This is a genomic window from Ornatilinea apprima (assembly GCF_001306115.1).
GTDB classification, from domain to species: Bacteria; Chloroflexota; Anaerolineae; order Anaerolineales; family Anaerolineaceae; genus Ornatilinea; species Ornatilinea apprima.
In genome coordinates this window covers 80,533-107,313 of sequence record NZ_LGCL01000041.1, presented here as the reverse complement: position 1 = coordinate 107,313, position 26,781 = coordinate 80,533, and the positions used below count along the sequence as shown (strand labels likewise).

The 26,781-nt window shown below is 54.9% G+C and carries 30 protein-coding genes; 25 read left to right on the top strand and 5 right to left on the bottom strand.

The genetic code is table 11. The features are described 5' to 3' along the window. The 3 genes from ADN00_RS17425 to ADN00_RS17415 are packed head-to-tail and all read right to left on the bottom strand — an operon-like array spanning nucleotide 1 to nucleotide 5,681. Nucleotides 1–2,085 carry an ATP-binding protein gene (locus tag ADN00_RS17425; protein WP_075064295.1) on the bottom strand — a complete coding sequence of 695 codons (2,085 nt, stop codon included), beginning with the start codon at nucleotides 2,083–2,085 and terminating at the stop codon, nucleotides 1–3. 7 nt (nucleotides 2,086–2,092) lie between these two features. Beyond that, nucleotides 2,093–2,890, bottom strand: a complete 798-nt coding sequence (locus ADN00_RS17420; RefSeq protein ID WP_075064294.1) for a response regulator transcription factor — start codon at nucleotides 2,888–2,890, stop codon at nucleotides 2,093–2,095. After that, nucleotides 2,877–5,681, bottom strand: coding sequence for a PAS domain S-box protein (locus ADN00_RS17415; protein WP_075064293.1), 2,805 nt, complete (start codon nucleotides 5,679–5,681; stop codon nucleotides 2,877–2,879). The genes ADN00_RS17420 and ADN00_RS17415 overlap by 14 nt, the downstream gene beginning before the upstream one ends. Nucleotides 5,682–6,165: 484 nt before the next feature. Here ADN00_RS17415 and ADN00_RS17410 point away from each other — a divergent pair, with 484 nt between their 5' ends. The 25 genes from ADN00_RS17410 to csrA all read left to right on the top strand — a co-directional run bounded on the left by ADN00_RS17410 (nucleotide 6,166) and on the right by csrA (nucleotide 25,094). Then, the gene (locus ADN00_RS17410; RefSeq protein ID WP_075064292.1) at nucleotides 6,166–6,375 is read left to right on the top strand and encodes a flagellar FlbD family protein; all 210 of its coding nucleotides are present in this window, start codon (nucleotides 6,166–6,168) and stop codon (nucleotides 6,373–6,375) included. A 29-nt stretch (nucleotides 6,376–6,404) separates the two neighbouring features. Then, nucleotides 6,405–7,193: a motility protein A gene (locus ADN00_RS17405; RefSeq protein ID WP_075064291.1), complete on the top strand. Its 789-nt coding sequence runs from the start codon at nucleotides 6,405–6,407 to the stop codon at nucleotides 7,191–7,193. Nucleotides 7,194–7,198: 5 nt separating this feature from the next. Beyond that, the gene (locus ADN00_RS17400) at nucleotides 7,199–7,999 is read left to right on the top strand and encodes a flagellar motor protein MotB (protein ID WP_075064290.1); all 801 of its coding nucleotides are present in this window, start codon (nucleotides 7,199–7,201) and stop codon (nucleotides 7,997–7,999) included. Between the two features lie 40 nt (nucleotides 8,000–8,039). Next, a complete protein-coding gene (locus ADN00_RS17395) occupies nucleotides 8,040–8,660 on the top strand; it encodes a flagellar basal body-associated FliL family protein (protein WP_075064289.1) in 621 nt (206 codons plus the stop codon). Nucleotides 8,661–8,691: 31 nt separating this feature from the next. Then, entirely contained in the window at nucleotides 8,692–9,723 is a 1,032-nt protein-coding gene (fliM, locus tag ADN00_RS17390; RefSeq protein WP_075064288.1) for a flagellar motor switch protein FliM, read from the top strand. 29 nt (nucleotides 9,724–9,752) lie between these two features. After that, on the top strand, nucleotides 9,753–10,088 hold the full coding sequence (fliN, locus tag ADN00_RS17385) for a flagellar motor switch protein FliN (protein WP_075064287.1): 336 nt from the start codon (nucleotides 9,753–9,755) through the stop codon (nucleotides 10,086–10,088). A gap of 12 nt (nucleotides 10,089–10,100) precedes the next feature. Continuing rightward, complete coding sequence (locus ADN00_RS17380; RefSeq protein ID WP_075064286.1) at nucleotides 10,101–10,631, top strand: FliO/MopB family protein; 531 nt, start codon at nucleotides 10,101–10,103, stop codon at nucleotides 10,629–10,631. A gap of 4 nt (nucleotides 10,632–10,635) precedes the next feature. Then, nucleotides 10,636–11,394 carry a flagellar type III secretion system pore protein FliP gene (gene fliP / locus ADN00_RS17375; protein ID WP_075064285.1) on the top strand — a complete coding sequence of 253 codons (759 nt, stop codon included), beginning with the start codon at nucleotides 10,636–10,638 and terminating at the stop codon, nucleotides 11,392–11,394. A 13-nt stretch (nucleotides 11,395–11,407) separates the two neighbouring features. Next, complete coding sequence (fliQ, locus tag ADN00_RS17370; RefSeq protein WP_075064284.1) at nucleotides 11,408–11,677, top strand: flagellar biosynthesis protein FliQ; 270 nt, start codon at nucleotides 11,408–11,410, stop codon at nucleotides 11,675–11,677. Between the two features lie 18 nt (nucleotides 11,678–11,695). Next, nucleotides 11,696–12,544 carry an HDOD domain-containing protein gene (locus ADN00_RS17365; RefSeq protein ID WP_075064283.1) on the top strand — a complete coding sequence of 283 codons (849 nt, stop codon included), beginning with the start codon at nucleotides 11,696–11,698 and terminating at the stop codon, nucleotides 12,542–12,544. Nucleotides 12,545–12,551: 7 nt separating this feature from the next. Beyond that, complete coding sequence (locus tag ADN00_RS17360) at nucleotides 12,552–12,956, top strand: response regulator (RefSeq protein WP_075064282.1); 405 nt, start codon at nucleotides 12,552–12,554, stop codon at nucleotides 12,954–12,956. Between the two features lie 119 nt (nucleotides 12,957–13,075). Continuing rightward, nucleotides 13,076–13,846 carry a flagellar biosynthetic protein FliR gene (fliR, locus tag ADN00_RS17355; RefSeq protein WP_075064281.1) on the top strand — a complete coding sequence of 257 codons (771 nt, stop codon included), beginning with the start codon at nucleotides 13,076–13,078 and terminating at the stop codon, nucleotides 13,844–13,846. A gap of 3 nt (nucleotides 13,847–13,849) precedes the next feature. Continuing rightward, complete coding sequence (flhB, locus tag ADN00_RS17350; RefSeq protein WP_075064280.1) at nucleotides 13,850–14,920, top strand: flagellar biosynthesis protein FlhB; 1,071 nt, start codon at nucleotides 13,850–13,852, stop codon at nucleotides 14,918–14,920. A 29-nt stretch (nucleotides 14,921–14,949) separates the two neighbouring features. Continuing rightward, nucleotides 14,950–17,046 (top strand): flagellar biosynthesis protein FlhA, encoded by a 2,097-nt coding sequence (gene flhA, locus ADN00_RS17345; protein WP_075064279.1) that lies wholly within the window; start codon nucleotides 14,950–14,952, stop codon nucleotides 17,044–17,046. A gap of 17 nt (nucleotides 17,047–17,063) precedes the next feature. Next, the gene (locus ADN00_RS17340; RefSeq protein ID WP_075064278.1) at nucleotides 17,064–18,296 is read left to right on the top strand and encodes a flagellar biosynthesis protein FlhF; all 1,233 of its coding nucleotides are present in this window, start codon (nucleotides 17,064–17,066) and stop codon (nucleotides 18,294–18,296) included. After that, nucleotides 18,296–18,682: a hypothetical protein gene (locus ADN00_RS17335; protein ID WP_075064277.1), complete on the top strand. Its 387-nt coding sequence runs from the start codon at nucleotides 18,296–18,298 to the stop codon at nucleotides 18,680–18,682. The genes ADN00_RS17340 and ADN00_RS17335 overlap by 1 nt, the downstream gene beginning before the upstream one ends. Nucleotides 18,683–18,689: 7 nt before the next feature. Next, nucleotides 18,690–19,559 carry a sigma-70 family RNA polymerase sigma factor gene (locus ADN00_RS17330; RefSeq protein ID WP_075064276.1) on the top strand — a complete coding sequence of 290 codons (870 nt, stop codon included), beginning with the start codon at nucleotides 18,690–18,692 and terminating at the stop codon, nucleotides 19,557–19,559. A 29-nt stretch (nucleotides 19,560–19,588) separates the two neighbouring features. Further along, nucleotides 19,589–20,005 (top strand): DUF6115 domain-containing protein, encoded by a 417-nt coding sequence (locus tag ADN00_RS17325; RefSeq protein ID WP_075064275.1) that lies wholly within the window; start codon nucleotides 19,589–19,591, stop codon nucleotides 20,003–20,005. Further along, nucleotides 20,002–20,760 carry a flagellar hook-basal body protein gene (locus ADN00_RS17320; protein WP_075064274.1) on the top strand — a complete coding sequence of 253 codons (759 nt, stop codon included), beginning with the start codon at nucleotides 20,002–20,004 and terminating at the stop codon, nucleotides 20,758–20,760. Before ADN00_RS17325 ends, ADN00_RS17320 begins: the two co-directional genes overlap by 4 nt. 22 nt (nucleotides 20,761–20,782) lie before the next feature. Next, entirely contained in the window at nucleotides 20,783–21,523 is a 741-nt protein-coding gene (locus ADN00_RS17315) for a flagellar hook-basal body protein (RefSeq protein WP_075064273.1), read from the top strand. Nucleotides 21,524–21,570: 47 nt separating this feature from the next. Continuing rightward, entirely contained in the window at nucleotides 21,571–21,891 is a 321-nt protein-coding gene (flgM, locus tag ADN00_RS17310; protein ID WP_082390351.1) for a flagellar biosynthesis anti-sigma factor FlgM, read from the top strand. A 12-nt stretch (nucleotides 21,892–21,903) separates the two neighbouring features. Then, a complete protein-coding gene (gene flgN, locus ADN00_RS17305) occupies nucleotides 21,904–22,422 on the top strand; it encodes a flagellar export chaperone FlgN (RefSeq protein WP_075064271.1) in 519 nt (172 codons plus the stop codon). A 14-nt stretch (nucleotides 22,423–22,436) separates the two neighbouring features. Beyond that, nucleotides 22,437–23,837 carry a flagellar hook-associated protein FlgK gene (gene flgK, locus ADN00_RS17300; protein ID WP_075064270.1) on the top strand — a complete coding sequence of 467 codons (1,401 nt, stop codon included), beginning with the start codon at nucleotides 22,437–22,439 and terminating at the stop codon, nucleotides 23,835–23,837. Between the two features lie 45 nt (nucleotides 23,838–23,882). After that, nucleotides 23,883–24,791, top strand: coding sequence for a flagellin N-terminal helical domain-containing protein (locus ADN00_RS17295; protein WP_075064269.1), 909 nt, complete (start codon nucleotides 23,883–23,885; stop codon nucleotides 24,789–24,791). Between the two features lie 18 nt (nucleotides 24,792–24,809). Next, nucleotides 24,810–25,094 (top strand): carbon storage regulator CsrA, encoded by a 285-nt coding sequence (gene csrA, locus ADN00_RS20445; RefSeq protein ID WP_075064268.1) that lies wholly within the window; start codon nucleotides 24,810–24,812, stop codon nucleotides 25,092–25,094. A gap of 12 nt (nucleotides 25,095–25,106) precedes the next feature. On the opposite strand, the gene ADN00_RS17285 is transcribed toward csrA, so the two are convergent. Next, the gene (locus ADN00_RS17285; protein ID WP_075064267.1) at nucleotides 25,107–25,409 is read right to left on the bottom strand and encodes an EscU/YscU/HrcU family type III secretion system export apparatus switch protein; all 303 of its coding nucleotides are present in this window, start codon (nucleotides 25,407–25,409) and stop codon (nucleotides 25,107–25,109) included. 2 nt (nucleotides 25,410–25,411) lie between these two features. Next, on the bottom strand, nucleotides 25,412–26,764 hold the full coding sequence (locus ADN00_RS17280) for a hypothetical protein (RefSeq protein WP_075064266.1): 1,353 nt from the start codon (nucleotides 26,762–26,764) through the stop codon (nucleotides 25,412–25,414). Between the last annotated feature and the right edge of the window lie 17 nt (nucleotides 26,765–26,781).

Below are 26,781 nucleotides of genomic sequence, written 5' to 3'. Positions count from 1 at the left end.
TCAGGGTTTTTCGGGAAGGCGAATGGTGAACAGAGTGCCTTCGCCAACCTTGCTGTCGACTTGAATGTAGCCGTTGTGCTGTTTGATGATGCGGTGCACCACCGAAAGCCCCAAGCCAGTTCCGCGCCCGGAGGATTTGGTGGTGTAAAACGGCTCGAAGATTTCGTTTTTGCGGTTTTCGGGAATGCCTTTCCCGGTATCGCGGATGGTCACCGTGAATTCACGGTTCGCAAATCGCGAGGTAACGGTGATCTGCCCGCGTGAATTTTCCATCGCGTCAATCGCATTTTTAATAATGTTGGTCCACACTCCCTGAAGATGGTCGCGGCTGGCGACGATGTCGGGCATGTCGTCTTGCAGGTCAGCGGTAAAGGTGATGTTGTGAGACACAATTTCATGTTGAAGCAAGGCGATCGAGTCTTTGATGGTGTCGTTGAGGCGAATGGACTGGAAATCATAATGCTCTTTGCGGGCAAAGCTGAGCAAATTGCGCACCACCTGCAAGGCGCGCTTGCTGGCCAGTTCGATCAGGTTAACCGATTCCAGCACGTCATCGCTGGCCTCGGGAAGATCCATACGCAGCAGCTGTGCGTTGGCGATGATGGCCGTGAGAGGGTTGTTGATCTCATGGGCCAGGCCGGCGGCCAGCTGTCCAACAGAGGCCAGCTTTTCGGACTGGATTAAGTTGGCTTCCATTCGGCGCTTTTCGGTAACATCATCTTCAACCACAATCACCTGTTCGGTGGGGCCGCTGCCCGATTGGATAGGGAAGGTGCTGATTTCCCATTCGGTGGTGTTCTCACCTTCTTCGATCAGGTTGGCAATGCGCTGGGTATATCGGCCAGTCTGCAGGGTTTCCTGGATGAGGCACATCTGGCAGGGCGACTCGCGGTTAAACAAGGCCTTGTAACACTTTCGCCCCACCAACAGGTTCGGGGGGGTTTTGGCGCGCTGCGCTCGGCTTTTATTGACCGCGGTGAGGTTATAGTTCTGGTCAACGATGTAAATGGAGTCAGGAATATTGTCAAACAGGGCGCGCAGAGTGTTGCGCGAGTGCAGCAGTTCCCAGCGGCTGGCTTCGAGGTCGGCGTTGGCGATTTTGAGCTGCTGGATAAGGTGATTGTTGAAAATGAAACTGGTAGCTGATTTTACCAGCGACTTCATCTGCCCGGTTTCGTAGGCATTCAGGTTGGCTTCTTCGGGATTGATAATTTCAATCACGCCCAGCACCTGATTGCTGACAAACAATGGGAAGCACAACAGCGCTTTGGGAAGGGACCCATCGATTGAATCATATTCAGAATCAAAATCGGCTTCCTGGCCGGGATTGTTGATTTGCAGCATGCGGCCGGATTGAATGCATTTCGCAACCAGACCTTTGTAGGGTGCCAGTTCGTTGAGCACCCGCACCTGATTCTCGCGGGTAACTATTTTTCGAGTGGCCAGATTCTGGTTAGCCGAATCAATCAGAACGAGCTGCGCGCTCTCAGCGTGAATGGTGTTGGTAATGCAGCGCAGTGCGCAGGCCTGCAGGTCGTAGGAAAAACTGTCTGTCTCAAGGGAAGGTGCGGCAGTCAGAATTGACGGAGCGGGGTGGGTCATGTCTTCCAGGTAGGATTGATAAATGCTTTTGGTGCGAATGATTTTGCTGGTTAACTCGGCCAGCGATTGCCATTCGGCTAATTCTTCTGCGGTGCGGGCCGGCCCCTCGATGAGGATGGCCGCGTCTACACCTGGGCGGATGGTAAAGGGGACCGCGCCGGCAAGGTGAAATTCGCCCTGACCCGCGGAGGGTTCGCGGGTATTGATCACACCACGCGCTACCTGGTTGAGGTAGCCAGCCGGGTTTTCCAGGTCTTGCTGCCATTCGGGCGAGAGGTCGCAAGTGATCCACGGCGGCACTTTTTCAGGGTTGAGAGAAGGAATAAAGATGGCGCCGCTTTTTTGGCGGGCACCAATTAAGACCATCTGCAGACAGGCGCGCAGGGTTTCTTGTTGAGAAATGTTTTCACCGATGAGATCTGACAGTGTTGCGTTAAGTGAAGATATCAGGTTTATTGAACCACCATTTTTGGAGGTATCCATTAATCAATCAGTCCTCTTCTGTACTAATGGTATAGCCGTACCCTGATACTGTCTTAATAAAATTCGGATTCTTGGCATCTATTTCTACCCGCTCGCGCAAATTTTTAATATGAACACGCACCAGGTCGGGGCTGCCCGTGTTGCTGGGATAGTTCCAGACCTCATCGAGCAGGCGAGCCGGAGAGAAGATTTCGTTGGGGTGGCACATCAGGTGATAGAGCAAGTCGAACTGGACGGGGGTGAGACGGATTTTACCGATATGGGGGGTGTCCAGTTCAAAAGTCTGGGTGTTTAAAATGTAACCGCAAGCAGAAATGGTGTTGGGCGGTTGTTCGGGTGGTTCCTCTTCTTTTTTGGCAAAGATATTGAGCAGCGCGCTAAAACCGCCGGCGGGTTTCTTGTCATTTTCGGGTTCAGCCGCGCGGGCTCCGCGGGCGCGTTTCAAAATCGCGCGCACACGCAGGATCAGCTCTTCCATGTTGAACGGCTTGCTGAGGTAATCGTCGGCGCCGGCCTTAAAACCAGAGATGCGGTCTTCGTCTTTGGCTTTGGCCGTCAGGAAAAGAATAGGTACATCTTTGAGCAGCGGATCGGCGCGCATCTCCTGGCAAACTTCATACCCGTTCATCCCGGGCATAATCACGTCCAGAATGACCAGGTCGGGAACGCGGCGGCGGGCCAATTGCAGACCGTCTACGCCCGTTCCGGCGACGTAGGTGTGAAATTCGGCTCCGCGCAACAGCCGCTCTATCGTCCGCGCGACAATATCATCATCTTCAATGATCAAAACGTTAGCTTTTTCCATGGCTGATTACCTCCCCTGTAAATTCAATCGTGAAGACGGTTCCTGCCACTGAACTGCTGGCTTTAATTGTACCGTTATGCTGGCGAACAATTTCACGACAGATACTTAATTCCATTCCCGTACCGCGGCCCAGCCCCGGCGGTAATAAAACAGGCTCAAAGAGATTTTTCATTTGCTCTTCCGGGATCATGTTTCCGTCATCCGATAATTCAATCACAACCTTTCCGTTTTCGGCGGAGGAGGTGGTGATCTGGATGGTGTGCGCTTTTCCGTCCGCGCTGGCATTACGCGCCAGCAGGAGTAAATTGACCCACAGGTCTTGAAGCTGCCGGGCATTGCCAATCAAATTCGGCAAGGATTCAGCAAGGTTGATTTTTAATTCCACATCGATGTTCGACAGGTTACCTTTGACCAGGGTGAGGGCGCGCTGGATGGTTTCGTTAATGTTGACCCATTCATTCTGGTCGCTGGTGGGCTGCGAGAAGTGCAGCAGTTCGTCCACCACTTGCTGGGTGCGCCAGCCGGCCTGTTCGATGGCGGTTACTGACTCCAGGCGGGGGTCAGATGGATCGATCTCTTGTTTCAACAACTGGGCTTCGGCGATGACCGTGGTGAGGGGGTTGCTGATGAGGTGAGCAACGCCGGAGGCGAGTTCTCCCAACGAAGCCAGGCGCGTGTTTTGTGCCAGTTGGGCGCGCGCGCTTTCGATGCGCTCTTCCATTTCTTTGCGCTGGGTAATGTCGCGGCCTACCGACTGGAATTCGATCAGATCGTTGTTCTCAGAGAAGATGGCGCGGTCAGACCATTCGATCCAGCGGGTTGATTGGTCGGCCAGGGTAAACCTGGTTTCAATGGTGCGCACCGGGGTGGCAGGGGTGAGGTCATACAATTCGCGCAGGAGTTGCTGGCGGTCTTGTGTCTGCATCAGCGAGAGAAAGCTCTTTCCAAGCAAATCATGCTTGCCTTTGTCAAAGAAGCGGCAATAGGCGTCGTTGACGAAGGTGAGGGTGGTGTCGGGGTTAAAGCGGCTGATCAGCTCCGTCTGGTGGTCATCGACAATGGCGCGGTAAAGCGCCTCGCTTTTTCGCAGGCGCTCTTCTGACCAAAGCTGGATAAGGGTGTTGACAAAAATATCGGCCACGGTTTGCAGCATGTTTTGGTCTTGCGCGTCCCATTGGCGGGCAGACTGGCGGGAGGCAAACCCCAGGAAACCGATCAGCTTGCCATTGTAGTGCATGGGAATGATGCTGATCTGTTTGATTCCGCTTTCGCGCAGCCGGTCAACAAAATCTTGCAGGTCGGGGTTGGGTTCGCTGTCCGCAGAAATTTGCACGCTTTGAGAGCTGCGCAGGCGGGCGATGAGGTCGGGTGAGGCGATGATGGCCGCCTGGCAGGTAGATAGAGACTGGCGGTGATTTTCTTCACGCGCCCAGTGGTACGCGCTGGTGGCGCTGGTCGATTGGTCGCTGAGGATTTGCACAAACCCCATATCCATGAGCAGAAATTCGCCAACGGCTTTGAGGCTGCGCTGAATGCCGGCGTGGATGTGGGGAAACTCAAGGTTGACCAGATCAGTGGAGATAGACGCAATCAGGCTTTCGATGGCGGCGCGGTGACGCAGATTGCGCTCGGCTTGCTTGCGGTCAGTAATGTCTTCCGCGACGCCAATAATCTGTATGGGTGTGCCATCCAGGTCGCGCTGGAAGACGGCCTCATGGCTGAGGAAAGAGTGCCACTGGTGACCGCGGTCTTGAATCTGGTATTCGTTTTGAATGATCTGTCCATCGGCCAGGTTTGCATACCGTTCATGGATGGCGCCGCGCTCGGTGTGGCGCGGGTGCAGCAGTTGTTTTAACAAGTGCCTGCCCTGATTTAGCAGCTCTTCGGGGGAATACTGCAAATATTTTTCCGTGGCATGATTGACAAACGTAAGGCGTTTTTCTTTCAGGTCGAAAATAAAAATGGGGAAGGGGGTGGTGTCGAGAATGCGCTGGATGAAGTGTTTGTTTTCTTTCAGCGCTTTTTCTTCGCGTTTAAGGCGAGTGATGTCGTGCGAAATATCGATGTAGCCGATGATTTTGCGCGGGTCTTTTTCATCTACCAGGGGGGTGGTGCGAGAGCTGACCCAGCAGTTGCTGCCATCGGGGTGAATGTAGCGGCGCTGAATTTCAAAACCGCTGGTGTCTTCGGCTTTGGGTAAAATGACGGGCGGTAGGAACTGGTTGATGTAATGCTCATAGGCGTTTGCGCCGATGCGCTCATTAGGTTTGTAGCCAAACAATTTGTAGGCGGCAATATTCCAGAAGGTGATTCTTCCGTCTGTGTCCCAAACGACCACCGCTTCGCGGATATTGCTGAGCAGCAGGGCTTGATACTTGATTTGGTCCATCGAGCTGTCGTAGGCCTGCTGCAGGTCGTGCATTTGCAGCACTTTTTTAATCGCGTCTGGCAGGCGGTTGAGCAGGTCGTTGCCTTTGACCAGGTAGTCCATTGCCCCGCTCTGAATGGCCTGGACGGCAATCTGTTCGGAACCCTCACCGGTCATCATGATCACGGGAGTGGTGATGTCGCGTTTTTTGATCTCATCCAGCACTTCAATGCCGGTGGTATTGGGCAAGCGGTAGTCTAAAAGGAAGAGATCGTAACGGTTGGATTGCTGCGCGAGCCAGAAATGGTCAACGGAATGGGTTAATTCCACCCCGGCCTGGATGGTGTTCTCCAGGTAGGCTTTGATGAGGCTGGCAAGGCTGCGGTCGTCATCAAGGACGAGGATTTGATAAGAATGGCTCATGCGCAAGACCAGTTACCGACAATAGCAAACGTTACCATTATTAAAGCATATTTTTTGATTGTCAGAGTGATTTTTGAGGCAATTGTCAAAATTGCATTGCCATTACCTGTCTTAATGGTTTTTTTACACGCGAAGCTGGGCGGCAGGCGCTAACCAGGGTATGTGTTGTAAGGCAGTGAATGGTTCAAAGGCTGGTGTGCTGGTTTGACCCCGCGGATTCGCGATTGGAGCTTCGCCCACGCCCCCCGTGCTTCATTAGTTAAGAACCCAGTTTCATCTCTAACGAGTGGTAATAATAGCCCAAGTTGGTCAAATTTGCAAGATTGAGGGGTTGGGCTGTACAGGGAAACGCGCGTGGACGCTGAAGTGTTTTTTTAGCCGCGTTTAACTCTGCTTTCACGGCAAATTTACATCCTATTGCGGGCGCTTATGTTAAATTGATGCTGTCGGATCATCCCGGACCTGATTTGAAGAGGAGCACTGCGTGATACTGGTTACACGGTTGAATGGCACAAAATTTTATATCAATGCCGAATTAATCCGGACGATTGAATCAACGCCAGACACGGTGATCACGTTGGTGGATGATATGAAGCTGGTTGTAAAAGAAGCGCCGGAGATAATTGTGGAACGGGTGGTGGAATACCGCCGCAAGGTGCGCGCGCCTTTTTCTGGCATAGATTCTTTGGATTGACACAAAAGTAACCTGGGAGCAAAGAAACGATGGATCTCTCTACGATTGTTGGTTTGATATTAGCGCTGGTTATTCTGGTGATTGTGTTGATTATGGACGGTGGTTCACCGGCCGAGCTCTTTGCGCACCCCTCGGCGATCATTCTGATCGTGGGTGGTTCGTTGATGGCGACCACGGTGGCCTCTCCGCTGGAAGTGATGCTGCGCATTCCCAAGATGCTGATGATTTCGGCCAAGGATGAAAAATTTGATATTCAGGGCGCGATTGAGCGGATCGCGTCGATGGCCGATAAAGCCCGGCGCGACGGCCTGTTGGCGTTGGAAGAGGAAAGCAAGAAAATAGACGATGCCTTCTTGAAGCGTGGAATTATGATGGTGGTGGACGGTGTGGATCCTTCTCAGGTGAAAGCCATTCTCATGGCCAATATCACCCAGATGAAGAACCGCCACAAAGCCGGCTACGAAATGTTCGCGGCAGCGGGTGCGTTTGCCCCCACCTTCGGTATTATCGGTACGGTTATGGGCCTGATCTCGGTATTGAAACAGTTGGATGATCCGAATAAGCTGGCCACTTCCATCGCGGGCGCGTTCCTGGCGACCCTGTGGGGTCTGCTGATGGCCAATCTCATCTACCTGCCGATGGGTGGAAAACTGAAGGCCAAAAGCACGGCAGAGGTGAATTACCGGGTGATGCTGATGGAGGGCATTCTGGCTATTCAGGCCGGAGAAAACCCGCGCATTATCCGCGAGAAGTTAGGGTCTTATCTGCCGCCGGCAGTATTAGCAAAAGCCGAAAGCGCGGCACCTGAAAAGGCGTAAGAGTTATGAGTGATTCCCAAGGCGGCTTGCACGAAGAAGAACATGCCGGGCACGATGAGCGGTGGCTGGTCAGCTATGCTGACTTCATTACACTGCTGATGGTGTTGTTCGTAGTGCTCTATTCGATGGGCCAGGTGGACGTGGAAAAATACAAGCAGCTGGCCGAAAGCATGCGGGCGGCGTTTTCGCTGGGCGGACCGGCGCAGGTGATTGATGCTGGAATTAACAGCTCGGGCGGATCGATGGAAGATGGCAAGCCCAACCCGATTGTCATTCCCGGTATTCCCATGCGGCCGCCCCAGTCGGAAGAAGTGGCTGGCGAATTGACCTATATGCTGGCCAGCCAGAACCTGGGCGGCGAAGTGAGCGTGCAAACCAATGTGGAAGGCGTGCTGATTTCGTTGAGCGAGAAGCTGATTTTTGACCCTGGCACGGCGCAGCTGCAGGCCGACGCGTACCCGGTGTTGGATACGATTGTGGAAATGGTGCGGCCGATTGAAAACCAGGTAAGGGTAGTGGGGCACACGGATAATACACCTCCCACCGATCCGCGTTTTCACAACAATTGGGAGCTTTCCACCGGACGGGCATCCGTGATTGCCGAATATATGATCTCCAAAGGGATTGCCCCCACCCGCATCACCATCTCGGGGCGGGGTGAATACGAACCGATCTTTCCCAACGACAGCGAACAGCACCGCGCTTTGAACAGCCGGGCCGATATTGTCATTATTTACCGCGTGGCCTCTAACCATGTGGGGTTAGACACCAATCATCTTGACACCTCCAGCGCTGCAGCCGAGTAAGGCAGGGGTGGTTGGAAGGAAGTAGAGGGAGCCTGAAGCTATGGAAAAAGTTTCAAATATTCTTTCATTAGTTCTCAAAATACTGGCGGTGCTGGTGCTGCTGATTACGGCGGCTTTTAGCATGGCGACAGCCTATATTATGTTCGCGCCAGACGATTACCCCAAACCGTTTTATCTGCAATATTTGTATCCGACTGCTGAGTCGGGCACATTGCTGCCTGCCAGTGAGCATTCCAGCGGGACAGTTGCGCAAGCCGTGGTGGAGCCTGTGCTGGCGCAGCCCGGTTCGGGGGTGATGATCAATACCGGCACCAAGATTATCAACCTTACCGATCCCTCGGGAAGAAAATACATCCGTGTGGCGGTGGTGTTGGAGTTCAACCCTCCCGCGGTAGACCCTGAAGCCGAGGAGTCTGGCGGGGCGCACGGCGGCGAAGAAACCGCGACAGACCCGATTACCGAATTTACCACCGAGATTACGGCCAAACTGCCGGTGATTGACGACAATATCATTACCCTGCTTTCCAGCAAGTCGTTTGAGCAGTTGTACACGGCTGAGGGAAAAGAAGGCCTGCGGAATGAAATCCGTGATCGGATCAACCAGGCGCTGCCGGGCTACACCGTGATCGCGGTCTATTTCACTGAGTTTGTGGTCGAGTAATTCATTCAGGTAAAGACAGGATTGGCCGAATATGCTGAGCCAACAAGAAATTGATGCGCTGCTGAGCGGCGCGATAGAAATAGAGGGAAATGAGGGCGAAGAACGCGTCAATCTGGCCGAGCTGATCGGTTCAGAGCCGGGCGCGGTGGGCAAATCGGCTAAGACCAAAGAAGGTAAAAAGGTTCAGCCGTACAACTTCTGGTCGCCCAACCGTTTCTCGAAAGAGCAGATGCGCGCCGTGGAGCTGGTGCACGAAGATCTGGCGGAGCGGCTGACCACCTCTTTACCTACTTTTCTGCGCTTCAATTTGCGCCCGCGCCTGGTGCATACCGAGCAAGGACGCTTTCATGATTTCTTGAAGGATTCTGGGGCCGGCACGCTGTTTCACATGATTACGCTGGCGCCGCTGCCCGGCCAGATTGTGCTGACCATCAGCCCAAATGTGAGTCTGATGATTTTGGAACAGCGTCTGGGCGGACGGATTGAAGGCCAGGTGCAGGAACGCGATCTGACTGACATTGACCAGTCTTTGCTGCGCGGCCTGGTGGAGCACATGCTGAACGACCTGAAAGGGGCGTGGAGCAAGGTCGCTTCGATTGAACCGGCGCTGGAAGACAGCACGGTCAACTCAAACTGGGTGCAAATGATGATGGGTACCGAAAGAGTGATGCTGCTGACCTTTGAGCTGACCTTGATGGAAACTACTGGAACGATGAGCGTTTTTATTCCTTTCCGCACGCTCAAGCCGATCGCCAATGAGCTGAATCCGCATGTGTGGATTTCGGGGCGCAAGGAACAAACACAAGATCCCGCGGTGCGCGAAAACGCGATGAAATCGCTCAGCAACGTCAAACTGCCGGTGAAAGTGATTATGGGCTCTGCCAATTTGACGGTGCGCGAAGTGCTTGAGCTCAGCGTGGGCGATGTGATCCGTTTAGACACGGGCGTGGAACAGCTTTTCAAAATGCAAATTGCCAACCAGACATTATTCAATGTGCGGATTGGTAAGGCGAACAATCGGCTGGTGGCGAAAGTGCATTCGGTTGCGCGTGACGAAGAATAATCCGACTACGATTAACCAGGTGAATGATGATGGATATGATGAATGACGAAATGTCCAATAATGGAAATGGAATGATGGACGAAGGTCTGTCGGCAGCGGCGATGGGCGTATCCATGGCGAACATCGATATGCTGATGGATGTGCCGTTGTTTATTACCGTTGAATTGGGACGAACCAAAATGCTGCTTCAGCAGGCGTTGGAGCTGCAAAGCGGATCGGTGATTGAACTTGACCGCATGGCCGGTGACCCGATTGATGTGTTCATCAACGACCGTCTGATCGCCCGCGGTGAGGTGGTGGTGGTTGACGATAAATTCGCGGTGCGCATTACAGAATTAGTTACCTCCAAGCCCAAAAGCGAGTAAGGATTGGGTGGAATGCAGAAAATTTTTGATTTGCTGAAACAACCCCTGCGCGGCGGCCGAACGCAAAAAATTGGTCTGTGGCTGGCGATGATTGCCCTGGTCGCGTCGGTGTTTGTGGGCGTACTGTTGAAAAATTCAGGCGAGGCGACCTATTCCTTTACCCAGGAAGAGGTAACCCGCACCAGCAGCACAGCTGGCCTGGCGCTGGATGTTTTCTTGAAGCTGGGGGTTGTGGTGGCGTTGATCGGCGTTTCGGCGCTGGCGGCACGCAAGTGGATGGGAAAAGGGGCTGTCTGGCGTCCTGCCGAACGGAAGATGAGCGTTGAGGAAACGCTGAACCTTTCTCCCAACCGCGCCCTGCATCTGGTGCGGGTTGGCGGGCAGGTTTTATTGATCGGCGCGACCGACCACAATGTGCAGCTGCTGAAGGAAATTACGCCCGAGATGGCCGCCGAACCGGTCGGGCAAAGCGCCGCGGAGTTCAGCGAATACTTCCAGGTCAGCCTGGATCAGTTTGAGCCGGTTTCAAAAGGGCAGGGCTAAGTCCATGAAGAAACAAAAATTGCTCATGTTGGGATTGATTGGACTGGCCGCGTTGCTGCTGGCGGGCTGCGCCGGCACGCCAGAGCTGACTGCTCCGGGCGTTACACTGACGGTTGACCCGGCCGGCGAACCGGAAAAAGTGGCGCAGGGCGTTCAACTGCTGGTGCTGCTGACCGTATTAACGATTGCCCCTTCGATCTTGATCCTGGCAACATCGTTCACCCGGATTGTGATTGTGCTTTCCATGGTGAGAAACGCCATTGGCACACCTACCATTCCGCCCAACCAGGTGGTGATCGGCCTGTCATTGGTGCTGACTTTCTTCATCATGACGCCAACATACGATAAAATTAACCAGAACGCACTGCAGCCGTACCTGGACAGCCAGATCACTCAGGAAGAGGCCTTGAAGCGGGCGGCTGATCCGCTGCGGGAGTTCATGTTCAAGCAGACACGCGAAAAAGATATTGCCTTGTTCCTGCAAATGGGCGGGCAGCCTCAACCGCAAACGCTGGCGGATATCCCCACGGTATCATTGTTCCCGGCATTTGTGATCAGCGAGCTGCGCACCGCCTTCACAATGGGATTTATCATTTACATTCCCTTCCTGATCATTGACCTGGTGATTTCCAGCGTGCTGCTCTCAATGGGTATGATGATGCTGCCACCGTCGCTGATTGCTTTGCCCTTCAAACTCATGCTATTTGTGCTGGTCGATGGCTGGTTCTTAATTACGCGCAGTCTGGCTCTCAGTTTCATGTAGGAAGAGGCGTGCAATGACCGAGACATTTGTTCTTTCGCTGGCGCAGAATGCCATCACGGTGGCTCTTTTGTTGGCCGCGCCGATTTTGTTGGTGAGTCTGCTGGTGGGTAGTGTAATCAGCCTCATTCAAGCAGCCACACAAATTAACGAAGTAACCCTCACATTTATTCCGAAAATGATCGGCATCGTCCTGGTATTGCTTCTGTTGGGTTCCTGGATGCTGCAACAACTGGTAACCTTTACCTCTGGATTATTTGAAAGCCTGCCCACCCTGGTTCCCTAGCATTGAAGAGGCAAGATTATGCTGCCAAGAAAAATTGACCAGATTCTTTCCCGCGTTGACCGGTTATGGCCAATGCCGACCAGTGTCAACCGCACGCTGCGGGCGATGGAAGACCCTATGATCACCGCCGGCTACGTTGCCGAATTGATCGCGTTAGATCAGGCGCTGGCGGCTTCGGTGCTGCAAATGGCCAACTCGGCAGCGATGGGATTTACCGTTAACTGCACCTCGATTAACGAGGCGGTGATGCGGCTGGGGTTTAAGCGCCTCAAGAATCTGATTATGAGCATTGTGGCCGAGGGGCCGCTTTCCCGCAATCTTTCGGGGTACCGCATTGGGGCGGGCGATTTGTGGAATCACGCCATTTCTACGGCGGTTACCGCGCAGTGGCTGGCCCAGGCAGTGGGCTATGGCGACCCGGATGAAGCCTACCTGGCCGGTCTGCTGCACGACATTGGCAAGCTGCTGCTGGACCAGTACATTGTGCTGGATTACTCAAAAATGATTGACCTGATGCAACGCTATAACTTGCGTCTGTGGCAGGTGGAAGAGCAGTTATTGGGGATTGACCACGCGGCCGTGGGCGGGCTGATGGCCGAAAAGTGGAACTACCCGGTGGTGCTGATCGACGCGATCCGCTGCCACCATGCGCCTTCGCTGGCGCGCACCCGTCCTGAGCTGCCCGCGATTGTCAATGTGGCTAACGCGTTGAGCGCGCAGGTCGGTGTTACCAATAAAGAACTGTTCGTTAACGAAATTCACCCTGAATCGTACAATATTTTGCGCCTGAGCGAAGACACGCTGGAGCAGCTACGCAAGCGGGTGGGCGAGTATTTAAGCGCCAGCCGCTCGCAATCCAGAATATAATATCAGCATGAATGCTGAGACAAAACTGCCGGTATTGCTGGTAGAGGCCAACCCAACCCAGAGCGCGCTATTAAAACTGGCGCTCAACCGGATTGAGAATTTGCAGGTTCACCATCTCGCCGAGGGCGAAGAGGTGATCCCGTTTATTCAAAAGAACCGGCCGTTAATGGTGATTATCGACCTCTTTTTGCCCGGCGTGAACGGCTTGCACCTGGTGGAACAGGTAAAAAAGCTGGAAATTCCCCGCCGGCCGCGGATTATGGTGCTGTCATCGCTGGGGTACCCGGTGGTGGTCCGGCAAATTGCCCAGATTGGCGTGGACGATTTTCTGGTGAAACCGGTCAATACCGACGTATTTGTTGAACGGGTGCGGAAGATAATCAAAGAACAGGTTATCGGCAGAAGTCTTTGAAACTTTAGCATTCCCCTCATCCTTTTTTACGCCATCTTTAGATGGCCTTCACCCCCTCTTTACTGACATAAAAATACCCTTCCAGTATCCTTGGTATAGAGCTTACCAGGGAACCTTTTATGTTAATTTCTGTTCTGCAAGCGCAAATGTTTTTCCTCGTGGTCACCCGCGTTTTGGCGACCATTATTCACGTGCCGGTGCTGGGGGGCAATACCATCCCCAACCAGGTGCGGCTTGCGTTTGGAATTACCCTGGCGGTGGTGCTGGTTCCCTGGCAGTCGCAGGCGGCCGCCAGCGACCCGGGAATGACGCTTTTCCCCTTTGCCCTGGCGATTGGCCGCGAAATTCTGGTGGGGACGGTGGCCGGTTACGCCGCCGCGATCACCTTTGGCGCCATTCAGATGGCTGGCGAGACGATGGGCCTGGGGTCGGGTTTCGGCTCGGGGCGGGTGTTGAACCCGGCGATGGGCGAGTCGGGCTCACCGATGGATGCGTTGTTTTACACCTTTTCCATCCTCATTTTCCTGGTGATGAACGGTCACCACATGTTTTTGGTGGGGCTGCAAAAGACGTTTGAAGTGATGCCGGTGGCCAGCACTTTGCCGGTGCTGAAACCGGATGTGATTATTGGCATGACGACCGGTTTGATTGTGGCCGGCATTCGCATGGCCTTGCCGGTGATGGGCGCGCTCTTGCTCACGGATTTGGTGTTGGGTCTGCTGGCGCGGGTCGCGCCGCAGATTCAGGTATTCTTCCTGGGCATGCCGCTAAAAATTGGTGTGGGTTTATTGGTTTTGTCGGTGGCGCTGGTGGCTTTTATTCCTTTGCTGGAAGACCTGTTCCAGCAGATAGCCCCGCGCATGCTGACTTTACTGGCAGGAGAGGGATAAGGAATGTCGGAACGGACGGAGGCCCCTACCCCACAACGCCTGCGAGAGGCCAAGCAAGAAGGCCGTGTTGCTCGCAGTGTAGAGTTGAATTCCGCCGCCATTTTGCTGACGGGGGCGTTCCTGCTCTCGGCTTTTGGCAGCGGCCTGTCGAACGCGATGCAGAGCCTGATGAGCGACGCGATCACCATTATGCCCACCGCCGAGGTTTCGATTGGTTGGGTGCGAGACTGGTTTGTGGATGAGGCTTTGCGGATCCTGCCGCCGCTGGTGGGCATGCTGCTGGTGCTGATGCTGGTGGGTGTGTCGGTTACGCTGGCGCAGACCGGCCTGATGTGGGCGCAGAAGAAGATTGGCTTCGACTTCAAGCGGGTAAATCCGCTGCAGGGGTTTAAACGGATTTTCTCCGCACAGGGCGTGGTGGAAATGTTCAAAGCACTGCTCAAGCTGGTGCTGGTGAGTTGGGTGGCTTATTCATTTCTGCGCAGCCGGATTGAAGACCTGCTGGTGCTGAATCAGATGGACCTGCCTTCGGCGCTGAGCAATTATGTGGAATTATCGCTTTCACTGGCGTTCCGCGTAGGCACCGCCTACATCATATTGGCAGTTGCCGATTACGCCTACCAGCGCTGGGAGTTTATGCGCTCGATGCGCATGTCCAAACAGGAACTCAAGGAAGAGTTCAAACGTACCGAAGGCGACCCGATGCTGCGCGGCCGCATTCGCCAGCAGCAGCGGCGGATTGCCCAGACGCGCATGATGGCGAATGTACCCAAAGCCAATGTGATCATTACCAACCCTACGCATTACGCGATTGCCATTCAATATGACGGCGGGCGGATGAACGCCCCCAAAGTGCTGGCCAAAGGCGCGTTTGAAGTGGCTCAGAAGATTGTGGAAATAGCGAAAGCAAACAACATTCCGGTGATCCAAAACCAACCTCTGGCACGGGCGATGTTCCGCGAGGTGGAAATTGACCGGGAGATCCCACAGGAATTTTATGTGGCGGTTGCCGAAGTGCTGGCCTACGTATTCAACCTGAAAAAACGCGGCGGCCAGCCCGTTGGAATGAAATAACCACGAGTAGAGAGTAAAGACAAGGAATTATGGCGACTAATCAGTTTACGGCTCCCCTGAATAACCTGAAGATTCTGGCCCGTTCCAAAGATATGGTCATGGCGCTGTCGCTGGTGGTGATTGTGAGCTTGATGCTCCTGCCGCTGCCATCGTTTGTGCTGGATTTGTTGATCGCGCTGAACATTGCCATTTCAATCGGCATTGTGCTGTTGACCATGTTCATCACCCAACCGCTGGAGTTTTCGGTCTTCCCCACGGTGCTGCTGCTGGTAACGCTTTACCGCCTGGGTATTAACATCGCCACCAGCCGACTGATTTTACTCAACGGCTCGGCGGGCAAGGTTGTGGATACGTTTGGCAGCCTGATGGTGGGCGGAAATTACGTGGTGGGTATCGTCATCTTCTTGATCCTGATGATCATCCAGTTTGTGGTGATCAACAACGGCGCCGGGCGCGTGGCAGAAGTTTCGGCGCGCTTCACGCTGGACGCGATGCCCGGCAAGCAGCTTTCCATTGACGCGGATTTGAATGCCGGCCTGATTGATGAGCAAACAGCGCGCAAACGCCGCCGTGAGATTGAGACAGAAGCGGACTTCTACGGCGCGATGGATGGCTCCAGTAAATTTGTGAAGAACGACGCTGTGGCAGCCATCATCATTATGGTGGTTAACATCATCGGCGGTTTTTTGATTGGAATTGTGCAGAACGGGATGGAATTTACCCAGGCGCTGCAAACCTACACCCTGCTGACAGTGGGCGCGGGGCTGGCGGTGCAAATTCCCGCGCTGCTGGTTTCGGCTGCCTCTGGCCTGGTGGTAACCCGCTCTACCAGCGACAACTCGCTGGGCACCGACCTGTTCAAACAGGTGGGCAATTTCAATATGCTTGCCGTTGCGGCCGTCATGGTCGCGGTGATGTCGCTCATCCCTGGCATTCCGAAGGCACCGTTTCTGTTGGTGGGCAGCGGAATGGGTGTGGCGGCTTTCTTCGTGCAAAAGTTGAAAGACAGTGAAAAAGCCGAAGCCCTGGATGTGCAGGCTAGCGAAGCCGCGCTGGTGAGTGAAGCGGAAGAACCGGAGTCACCCGAAGACATGCTGAAAATGGTGGTGGTAGACCCGGTTGAGATGGAAATTGGTTACAGCCTGATCCCTCTGATTGATGACGAGCAGGCCGATAACCTGCTGCGGCGGGTAACCGGTATTCGCCGCCAGGTAATGCAGGAGCTGGGACTGGTGTTGCCGGTGGTGCGCATCCGCGACAATTTGCGCCTGCCGCCGCAGACCTACCGCATCAAGATCCGCGGGCAGGAAGTGGCGCGCGGCGAGCTGATGCTTGACCGGGTGCTGGCTATCCCTGGTTCGGATGTGGACGAAAATTTGCCGGGCGTGCAGACCACCGAACCGGCCTTTGGCCTGCCGGCGATCTGGGTCTCGGAGTCGGAGCGCGGCAGAGCGGAACTGATGGGTTACACGGTGGTCAACCCGCTGTCGGTGCTGAGCACGCATTTCACCGAGGTGGTGCGCGGTCATTCTTCCGATCTGCTCAGCCGCCAGATGGTGCAGGAGATGATCAACCAGATTCGCAGCAAGAGCCCTGCCGCCGTGGATGGGGTGATCCCAGATCTGCTTTCACTGGGAGATCTGCAGTCGGTGCTGCGCAGCCTGCTGGATGAGCGCGTTCCGATCCGCGATATGGTGGGCATTCTGGAAGTGTTAGCCAACAACGCGGGCATGACTCGCGACCCGCACATCCTGGCCGAAGCGGTTCGCCAATCGCTGGCGCACACGCTTTCCAGCCAGTTCCGCGATGACGGCGGCACGCTGCATGTGTTCACGCTCTCTCCCCAGGTGGAAGCCGAACTGCGCAATGGCTTGAGCCAATCGGAAGGCGGCATTGGCTTCCAGATTGACGCGGCCTTCGCCCAGAAGGTGATCGCCCGCACCGGCGAGATGATGGAAAAACTGGCCTCCATGGGTTTCATCCCGATTTTGTTGTGCTCTCGTGAGCTGCGGCTGGCGTTCCATAACCTGGTTTCCAGGTCGCTGCCCAATTTGATTGTGATGGCGTATTCCGAAGTCAGCTCCAACACGCGGGTGAAGGCTCACGGAATGGTATTGGTTGATTAATCGCAGGACAGGTTGAAATGACGGCAAAAACGTACCGGGCCCCCACCATGCTAGAAGCGCTGCAGCAAGTTCAGCGCGATTTAGGCACCGACGCGATCGTGCTTTCGATGCGCGAAGTGCCGAGCGGTCCCTTGTGGCAGGCCTGGCGTAAACCGGCATGCGAAGTGGTGGCAGCCTCTCGGTTGGATTTTGTCAACGGGCACAACGATGACGCCCCGATGCGCAGCGTGAGCGGTAAACAGGCGGATAACAACAACCAGCTGGCCGATGACGCAGTGGAGCGCATTCTCAGCGCGCTGCAGAAGAACGGCGTGATTCAGACCCCCGTGCAGGCCGGAAAGGACTCGCCCACCAATCCGCTGGCCGAGCCGCATCCGCAGCTGCCGGAGTTTGAGGTGCGCGCGATCAAACCGGAAGCGGAAGATCTGATCGGCGCGCCCTTGAAAGAAGACAGTCAAATTCCACCGGCGCTGGCGCGCTTGAAGAAGCAGCTCACCGCCCAGGGTTTGGACCGCTCTCTGATTCGTAAATTGATCATGAACACGGTGCAGGTGGTAAACCCGCAGGTGCTGAATAACCCCGACCGGTTGCTGAGCTTCCTGCAGCGCCAGTTGGAGGCGGGTATCAAATCGCAGAACCAGATCATGCTGCAGCCGCCCAGCCGGGTGATGTGCATGATCGGCACCAGCGGCTCAGGAAAAACCAGTCTGTGCGCCAAGCTGGCCTCTCATTATTCGCTGACAATGGGAAAACAGGTGGTGTGGGTGAGCGCAGACACCTTCCGCACGGCGGGCATCTCTGAGGCGCGCACCTACACCGACGCGATTGGAGTGCGGCTGCGCACGGTATATACCCCCGAAGACCTGCGCGAAGTGCTCAAAGAAGAGCAAAACGCGGACCTGGTTCTGGTGGATATGCCCGGCTCCAACCCGTTTGATGAGGACGAAGTGGCGGAAATTGGCGGTTTTCTATCGGAACTGCCGGGGCAGTCGCTCTTTTTGGTGGCCGCGGCGACCACGAAAGAGTCAGACCTGGCGCAGTTTGTGGCCAGCTATGGGCCGTTTCGTATCCGCGGGCTGATGATCACCAAAGCGGACGAGACCTATACCTTTGGCGACGCCTACAATTTGGCCTGGCGCAGCCAGCTTCCGATTTACTTTTACACCAATGGACATCAGGCGGTGGGTAATTTACTGCCTGGTGATGTGGATAAATTAGTGGGTGCGTTGTTTGGAAAGGGGATCCGGTAATGGCGAAAGAAAAGAAACCTGCTCAGCCGAAAGCGGAAGCTGTAAAGCAGCCGAAAGAGGCAAAGCCCAAAAAAGAAAAGAAAGCCAAAGCGGCCATGCCGCAAGGCGGTGTGCGCCTGCCGCGCAGCGCCGAGCTGGTGTTGAGCGTTTCAAAGATGGTGGTTTTGGTGATGGGTGTAACGGTGTTTGGCGTTTCGCTATTTCACGGCGTTGATCCGTTGATGATCATGCTCCGTGTAGCGGTTACCGTTTTATTGTTAGGGTTCGTTTTTTACTTTATTTCCTGGATGTACCTGCGCGATTCGCTGGATGCGGCGTTGAAACCGCTGGCGATTGAAGAAGACAGCTCTGAGACTGCGCAGACCACCATTGGGAAAGAAGCGTGAGTGAATCATGCAGCAAAATATAAATGAAGCCGACCTGTTTGCTGAATATTTCTCCTCGCGGTCACCAGAGCTGCGCGAGGCATTGATCCTCAATCATGTTCCGCTGGTGCGTTTTGTGCTGGGGCGATTGGGTCTTTCAGAAGCCACCCGCAACGACTTTGAAGATCTGGTGCACCAGGGGCTGATGGGCTTGATTGAGGCCTTTGACCGGTTTGACCTCTCTTTTGGAACGCAGTTCAGCACCTATGCCACGATCAAAATTCGTGGAAAAGTGCTGGATTACCTGCGCTCGCAAGATTGGGTTTCTCGCTCGGTGCGCCAGCGCTCCCGCAATATTCAGAAGGCGATCACGCAGCTCACCGGCGAGTTCGACCGCATTCCGACCGAGGAAGAAATCGCCAAATTCCTGGGAGAAGACCTGGAAAAAGTCCAGCAAGCGCTGGCAGAGGCCAGCCGGGTGATTGTGTCGCTGGACGCGCTTGCGGATGATTACCTGGAAGACGGCGTGAATCTGTATGACACACTGGCCGATGAGCGCCAGGAGGACCCCTCGGAGATTACGCTGGACCGCGACCAGAAAGCGCGGTTGATTGAAGCGCTGGAGCAGCTGCCCGAACGGGATAAATTGATCCTCTCGCTGTATTACTTTGAAGAACTGACCCTGAAAGAGATTGGCGAAGTGCTGGAAGTATCTGAATCGCGTGTTTCTCAATTGCAGTCTCGCGCGGTGATGAATTTGAAAGCGATTATGAGCGACCAGCCGGTGAATTTGGGCCGGCGCAAAAAAGCGGAAGCAAAAGATAAACCGGCCGCGGCCTCGCTGGCGGCAGCCAAATCCAAGTCAAATATTATTGAACACCATTCCATTTATAAATAATGCCAGAAAGCATAGAAGAGTAAAGTGCCATGACAAAAATAACCTCTGGATTGCTGAACGATACGTTGAATTTGATCCAACTGGCCCGCGAAACCGCTTTGCGCAGCGGGCGCCAGGCACAGGCCAGCCGCTTCGCGCCGGTGGAACAAAACCTGCAAAAGGCGGTTACCACCGCGCGGGAGAACCGCGTGGCGGCTCCCAGCCAGAGCGGCATGATGGGACAAAAGGATTTCAAAACCCTGTTGAATTTGAGCCAGAACGGCGGTTCTCATCAGGCATCCAGCATGCAAATCGGTGAGCGCAACCAGATGGTGCGGGCGATGGCTTCTGGTGGAATGAGCGACCTGGATATTGCCCGGCAGCTGGGCATGACGCGCCAGGAAGTGCGCCTGGTGGTCAGCGTGCAGCGCCAGATGGCTTATGGAAAGTATGAGGTGAGCGCATGATCAAGGGCTTTTATGCGGCCGCATCGGCCATGCTTTCAGGAATGTACCGGCAGGAAGTGCTTTCGCACAACGTGGCCAATATTGACACGCCCGGGTTCAAACAGATTTTGACTTCGATGGAAGATTTTATGACCACAGAAGCCTACACCACTCCGGGCGTGGTGGGCAGCCCTTCGCTGCGCCACCTGGGTTCGCTTGGCCTGGGTGTGGAAATGGCCGAAGATACCATCGATTTTACGCAGGGCGCGATGAACGCCACTGGCAACGATCTGGATGTGGCGATTGAAGGAACTGGCTTCTTTCGTATCCGAACCCCTGAAGGCGAGCGCTACACTCGCGACGGGCGCATGGTGCGCGACGCGGAAGGCCAGTTGGTAACGGTGGACGGCTTTCCGTACCTGAGCGACAATGGACAGCCGATCACGATTGACCAGGGGATTGTTTCGGTCTCACGCGAGGGATTGATCTCGGTCAACGGAGAAGAGGCCGGCAGCCTGGGCATCGCCGTGTTTGAAGACCCGGGAGCTGTGCTGACCCGCACAGCCGGCAATTACTTTGAATCGAGCGCCGCGCCCGGCACGGAAGACGGCGGGGTGGTGCTGCAGGGCTACCTGGAATCATCGAACGCCAACCCAACGCGATTAATGACTCACATGGTGGAGGTTCTGCGCAGCTACCAGGCAGCCCAGCAGATGGTTCAGAATCAGGATGAGTTATTAGGGCGCTCGATCAGTGTATTGGGGCGCATTGGCTAACCCGGCCAGGAGGTAAGTAAATATGGCATCCAATTTATTCCACACGCTTAATATTTCCCGCCAGGATATGTATGCGCGCCTGATGGAGCTGGATGATGTGAGCAATAATCTGGCCAACATCAACACGATTGGCTACAAGCGCTCACGCCTGAATTTTCAGGAGCTGCTTGACCGCGGTTTTCGCGAAGGCAACTATATCGCTTCTACGCAGGTGATGACCGAGCAGGGCGCGATCCGCAATTCGGACAACCCGATGGATGTGGCGATTTCGGGCGAGGGTTTCTTCGCGGTGGAGCTGGGCGACGGCGAGGTGGGATATTCGCGCAATGGACAGTTTCAAGTGGACGCGGATAACAACTTGGTCAACTCCGCCGGTTACCCCATTGTGTGGGATGGCGACATTCCGGATGGGGTGGAAGAGATTCATTTCACGCAGGATGGGAGTGTGATGGCGCGCCAGGGTGAAACCTGGACGATTGTTGGACAACTTGAATTGTACCGTTTTGATAACCCTACCGCTTTAACCCGCAAAGGAGAGAATATCTGGCTTGAATCGGAAATTTCTGGCGAAGCCCAGGCTGGCCAACCTGGCGTAGAGGGCATGGGGCAGATTGTTCCCCGCGCCCTTGAACAGTCGAATGTGGATCTCAGCTATGAGGTAACGCGCATGATCACCCTGCAGCGCGCGTTTGAAATGTCTACTCGCACGTTTCAACAGACGGACGAGATGATTTCTGGCGCAATTAATATGCGAAAAGCGTAAAGTTCTCGTAAAGACAGCCGATAGTATATAGTGAGAAAGTAAAGATTATGAGAATACCTGGAGGCTACCAGATGAAAGTGGAGAACAATTCGCTAAATTCCGTTTCTGCCAACCAAGCAGATCGAATTCGCCAGGCTGAAAAGGCACCCAACGCTGAGAATTCACAGCAGGTTTCCGGGTCGAAAGACCGCGCGGAACTATCGGAACAGGCGCGCACTTTGACGAAAGCCAAAGACGCCTTCAAAAGCAGCCCGGCAGCAGACACAGAGCGAGTGAATCGGATTAAAGAGCAGGTCGAAAACGGCACATACACGGTGCCGATCGAAAAACTCGCCGAGGCAATGCTTTCCCGGTTGCGCGATGTGTAACGGGATAAACCGATGGACCACCAACAACAAACGATCAAAGTCAATTCTCTTGAGGCTTTGCTGGTCAAGCAGTTTCGCACGCTCGAGACTCTGATCAATATCTCCAAAATTGAGCGCGAGCTGATTTTGGATCACCGCACCGATGAATTGATGAATGTGGTCGAACAGAAAGAATCTGTTCTGGACCAATTGGGACTGATGGAAGAAGATCGCCGCATGCTGACTGAAGAGTTGGCAGCGGCTTTAGGGCTAAAACTGCAGCGAGCCGGTTTGGACGAAATTTTGACCGTGCTGGAGACAGTGGCAGCCGAGCGCTTCTACCGCTTGAATGAGGGCATTCTGGCTCTGGTGGAGCAGGCCCGCGAGCTGAACATGGGCAACCAGGTGATGGCCCGCACGGCGATTGAGTGGCTGGAAGCGACACAGATGTTTTTACTGAACGTCAGCGCGCCAGAAGTTGCTTACTCTTACCCCGGCGCTGCCCGCCGCGTGGATAGTTGGGCAACCCGCGCGATTGACCAACGAGTGTAAAGAGGAATTTTAAGATGCCAAACCTCTTCTCTGGTATCAATATGGCCTTTCGGGCGATGATGAGCCACCAACAGGCGATTGAGACGATTCAGCACAACGTCGCCAATGTCAACACCCCCGGCTATCACCGCCAGGAAGTGATGCTGCAGGCCTCTGCGCCTTCGTCCAGCTCTTTGGGCCTGGAACGCGGCCTGGGCGCCGCTCAGAATGGCACAGGGGTGGAAGTAGACCGCATTCGCCGCGTGACGATGGAGTTCTTCGATATCCGCTACCGCGCAGAGACGTCTCACCAGAAGCGCTGGGAACTGGAAAGCGAAATTTTGCAGCAGGTGGAATTTGTGATGGCAGAGACCTCTACCGATGGTCTGCTGACCAAATTGAATAATTTCTGGGCGGGATGGCAGGCGTTGAGCGCCGATCCCAGCAATCTGAGCCTGCGCACCAATCTGCGCGACATCGCTGTTACGCTGACCGACGCGTTCAACACCCGCTCGGTGCGCCTGGATTCCCTGCAAAAGGATCAGGATTTGACTATCCGGCAGCGGGTGGATGAAATCAATTCCCTCACCGCGCAACTGGCTACCCTGAACGGCGAGATTACGCGGGTGCGTTCGATGGGCGATCAGCCCAATGACTATATGGATCAGCGCGACGTGCTGTTGGACCGCCTGGCGGAGATAGCTGGCGCGACGGCTCACTATCAGGATGATGGGAGCGTGATGGTCAATGTGTCGGGGCACTCGATTGTTACGGGGAACACCTACAATGCGATTGAGTATTATCCCAACGCTGAAGGCCTGATGGAAATTCGATGGACCGCGGATGGAACGGAGTTTGTTCCGTCAGACGGGGAGCTGACCGGTCTGTTTGAGGCGCGGGATGTGTTCATTCCGCAGCAAAAGGCCGGGCTGGACGCGCTGGCGACCAAATTGATGGAGCGCATCAATGAGGTGCACCAGCAGGGCTACGGCTCGAATGGGTCGCACCTGGTCGATTTCTTTGAAGGCACCGACGCGGCAACCTTCAAAATCAGCGACGAAATTCGCGCTGACCTGGCCAATATCGCCGCTTCCAGCGTGAGTGGCGCGGCCGGAGACGGCGAAAACGCGCGCCTGTTGTTCAACGTCTATCAGGAAGAGGTCATGAGCGGCACCACCTTCAATGCGTATTACAACAACCAGGTGACCAATTTCGGCATTGAGGTGCAGCGCGCCAAGACCAACGCCACCGACCGGAAAATTGTGGCGGACGCGATTTCTAACCAGCGCGAGTCGGTGAGCGGCGTTTCTCTGGATGAAGAGGCCGCGAATCTGGTGAAGTCGCAGCGCGCTTATCAGGCGGCGACCCGGATGATGAACGTTTTCGATGAACTGTTGGACATTATCATTAACCAGATGGGCCAGGCTGGCAGGTAGTCAATTAAGGAAGCGGTCAAGTTGTTGAATCGAGTGAGGTGAAGTATGCGCGTTACAGAGCGGATGATGATGGACAATGCCATTCAAAATATGGCAATGAACAAAGAGAGATTGCATGTTCTTCAAAATAAGGTGGCTTCAGGCAAGGAGTTTGAATACGCGTCTGAAGCGCCGGGGAGAGCCTCTCTCTCGATGAATGTGCGCGGCACGCTGGAAATCAATGAATCGTATTACACCACAGCCAAAACCTCGCACGACTGGGTAACCGCCACTGAAGACGCGTTTGGTCAGATGATTGACGCAGCCGATAAAGCGGTGGTGCTGGCGCAAAAAGGCGCCAACGATACCTATGGGCCGCAAGAACGCCAGCAGATGGCGATTGAGATGGATGGTCTGCTGAAAAGCGCGATTGAGATTGGCAATTCCACTCACATGGGCCAGTTTATTTTTGGTGGGCATCAGATTCAAGACAAGCCCTTCAGCACCAGCATGGTCGATACCAATGGTGACGGCGTGTTGGAAGAGGTGATTAATTTTGATGGTGATGCGGGTGAAATGCGCCGCGATGTAAGCCCCGGTTACACATTTACCATTAATACCAATGGCGAGAGCGCATTCCGCGGCTTTATGGAGGCGCTGGTCACGGCGCGAGACGCGCTGAATGCCAATGACAACACTGCCATTCAAGACGCGCTCGGAGACCTGCAGGGCGCGTATGACCAGATCAACCAGTTCCGCGCCACCAATGCCGCCCGCCAGCGTCAGTTGGAAACCACCATGACCAATCTGGAAAAAACCAAGCTGCAATTAAACGCCGTGTTGAATAAAAACGAAGATGCTGATATGATAGAAGCAATCTCGCTCATGCGCAACCAGGAATCGGTGTTCCAAACCGTTTTAGAGGTGGGCCAGCGGGCCATCTCGGCGATGAACCTGTTTGAGGTGCTGCGCTAAAGGTAAAAATCAAGATCCATGCTTGTACTGACACGGCGAAAAGATGAATCATTAATGATTGGTGACGACATTGTTGTCACCATTCTTGGCATTGAGGGGGATAAAGTGAAAATTGGTATTGCTGCCCCGCAGGAGATTCCGATTCTGCGCGAGGAAGTGTACCAGGCGGTGGTGGCGCAGAACAAAATTAAAGAGCGCCTGGAGCAGGGGCCAGAGCCGGAAGCCTTTAAGGAACTGCGGCGCATGTTGAGCGAAGCCGAGCCGCCGCCAGACGCAAAAACGGAGGAGCAAAAAAGCGAGTGAACCTCGCTTTTTTTATTCTTTGCGTTTCAGCTTCTGGTTTTGAATGCGGTAGACATAGGCAATTACTTCGGCCACCACAGCGTACAGTTCGGGGGGAATGGTGGCGCCAATATCCACTTCGGCCAGGGCGGCTGCCAGCAGGGGGTCTTCTTTGATGGGAATGCCTTTTTCTTTGGCAATGGCGATGATTTTTTCCGCCATCAGGCCTTTGCCGCTGGCCAGCACTTTGGGCGCTTCGTCACTTTCGGGGTTGTAGCCCAGGGCGGCGGCGCGCTGCTGCTGTTGTTGTTTGAGATAGACCAGGCGAGGATGCATGCTTACACCTTCAAATTCACCGGTTTCAAGCGCAGGTTCAGCGGGTGAAAGCGTTTAATTTCTTCTCCAGACGCGTTGTGCTTGATTTTGAAGCTGCTGGAAACGATTTGAAATCCATGGTGAGAGAGACCGTCTTGCAGGGTGGGCAGCAGTTCTTCGGCTATTTCTCCCACTTCCGTGTCGGTGGAGGTTACTTCGGCATTCACCTGGTGATGCACCATGGAAAGGTCTACACTCAGAATTTCACCACCTGGCAGCTCGGTTTGGATCACCAGGCGGGTGTAGGCCGGGTTAACGGCGAGGTGATCAGCGTCGGGGTCGCCGGCGACGCGGATATGCAGGCTGGAAAGCTGGTTCTGGTCGGGCTGACCCTGGGGGTGGGCCGGCAGCAGGATGGGAATATCCACCCCGGTCCAGATGGCGCGCTGCAGGGGGCCGTTCTCGGGGATATTCATAAAGTGGTTCCAGCGCACCGTTTCCATAAAGCGGTCAAGCGATTCGGTCAGGGCGAAGCGGCTTTGGCCCAGCATGGCGCGCAGGCGGGAAAGCTCAGACAGGGCGCTTTCACCGTTGGCGGTCTGGTTGATTTGGCACAGCAGGCTGTTTTCCAGGGACTTACCCAAACGACTGGTGATGTCTTTCAAGGCTTGTTGGAGTTCTTCGGGGCTGCCGGCCTGTAGAATGAGCGAGCGTAAAGACGCCTCGGCGCGCAGGGCCTGCTGGTAGAGGTCTTGTGGTAGGCCGGAGCGGGAAAGCAGGCCGCGCAGCTGCTGGGCCAGGTTGTTAAAGCTTTCCAGCAGGGCGGCGGGCGTTGACTGCGCCAGACGGATTGATTCGGGGGTGATGGGAAGACCGGCGGCTTTGAGAGCGGCGGCGATGCGCGCATCTTGCTCGGTCCATTTCGGAAGCTGCTCCAGCGCCTGGGTCAGTTCGTGAATGAGGGCGGGAGTGAGCAGCAAGCCCTGGCCCAGGGCGGCGCGCGCCGCGGCAAGATTGGATTGGGTGAGGGCGATACCGGCCTGGTCGAGCAGGGTGGCGGTCAGGTCCGCGGGGGCAATGCGCACGGCGGGCGCCTGCTGGGTGTTCGCATCGGCAGAGACCAACTGCAGAACGAGGGTTTTATTGTCTACGTCCTGGACGATGAAGCGAGCCAGACGGTGCTCTACCAGCACGGCGGCCTGTTCGGCGGAGGTCATACGCGCCACAACGGGCACGCCCTGCACCGAGATGACCACCTGCTGGCCGTTTACGCGCAGCACCTGCGCTTCGATTTGCTGGTTGGCGCGGAGATTGACTTCGCTGTTATCGAGCGGTGTGGTGGTTTGAGAAGGAAGATTGGGGCCAGAAATATACATGCTACCGGTCCCTTACC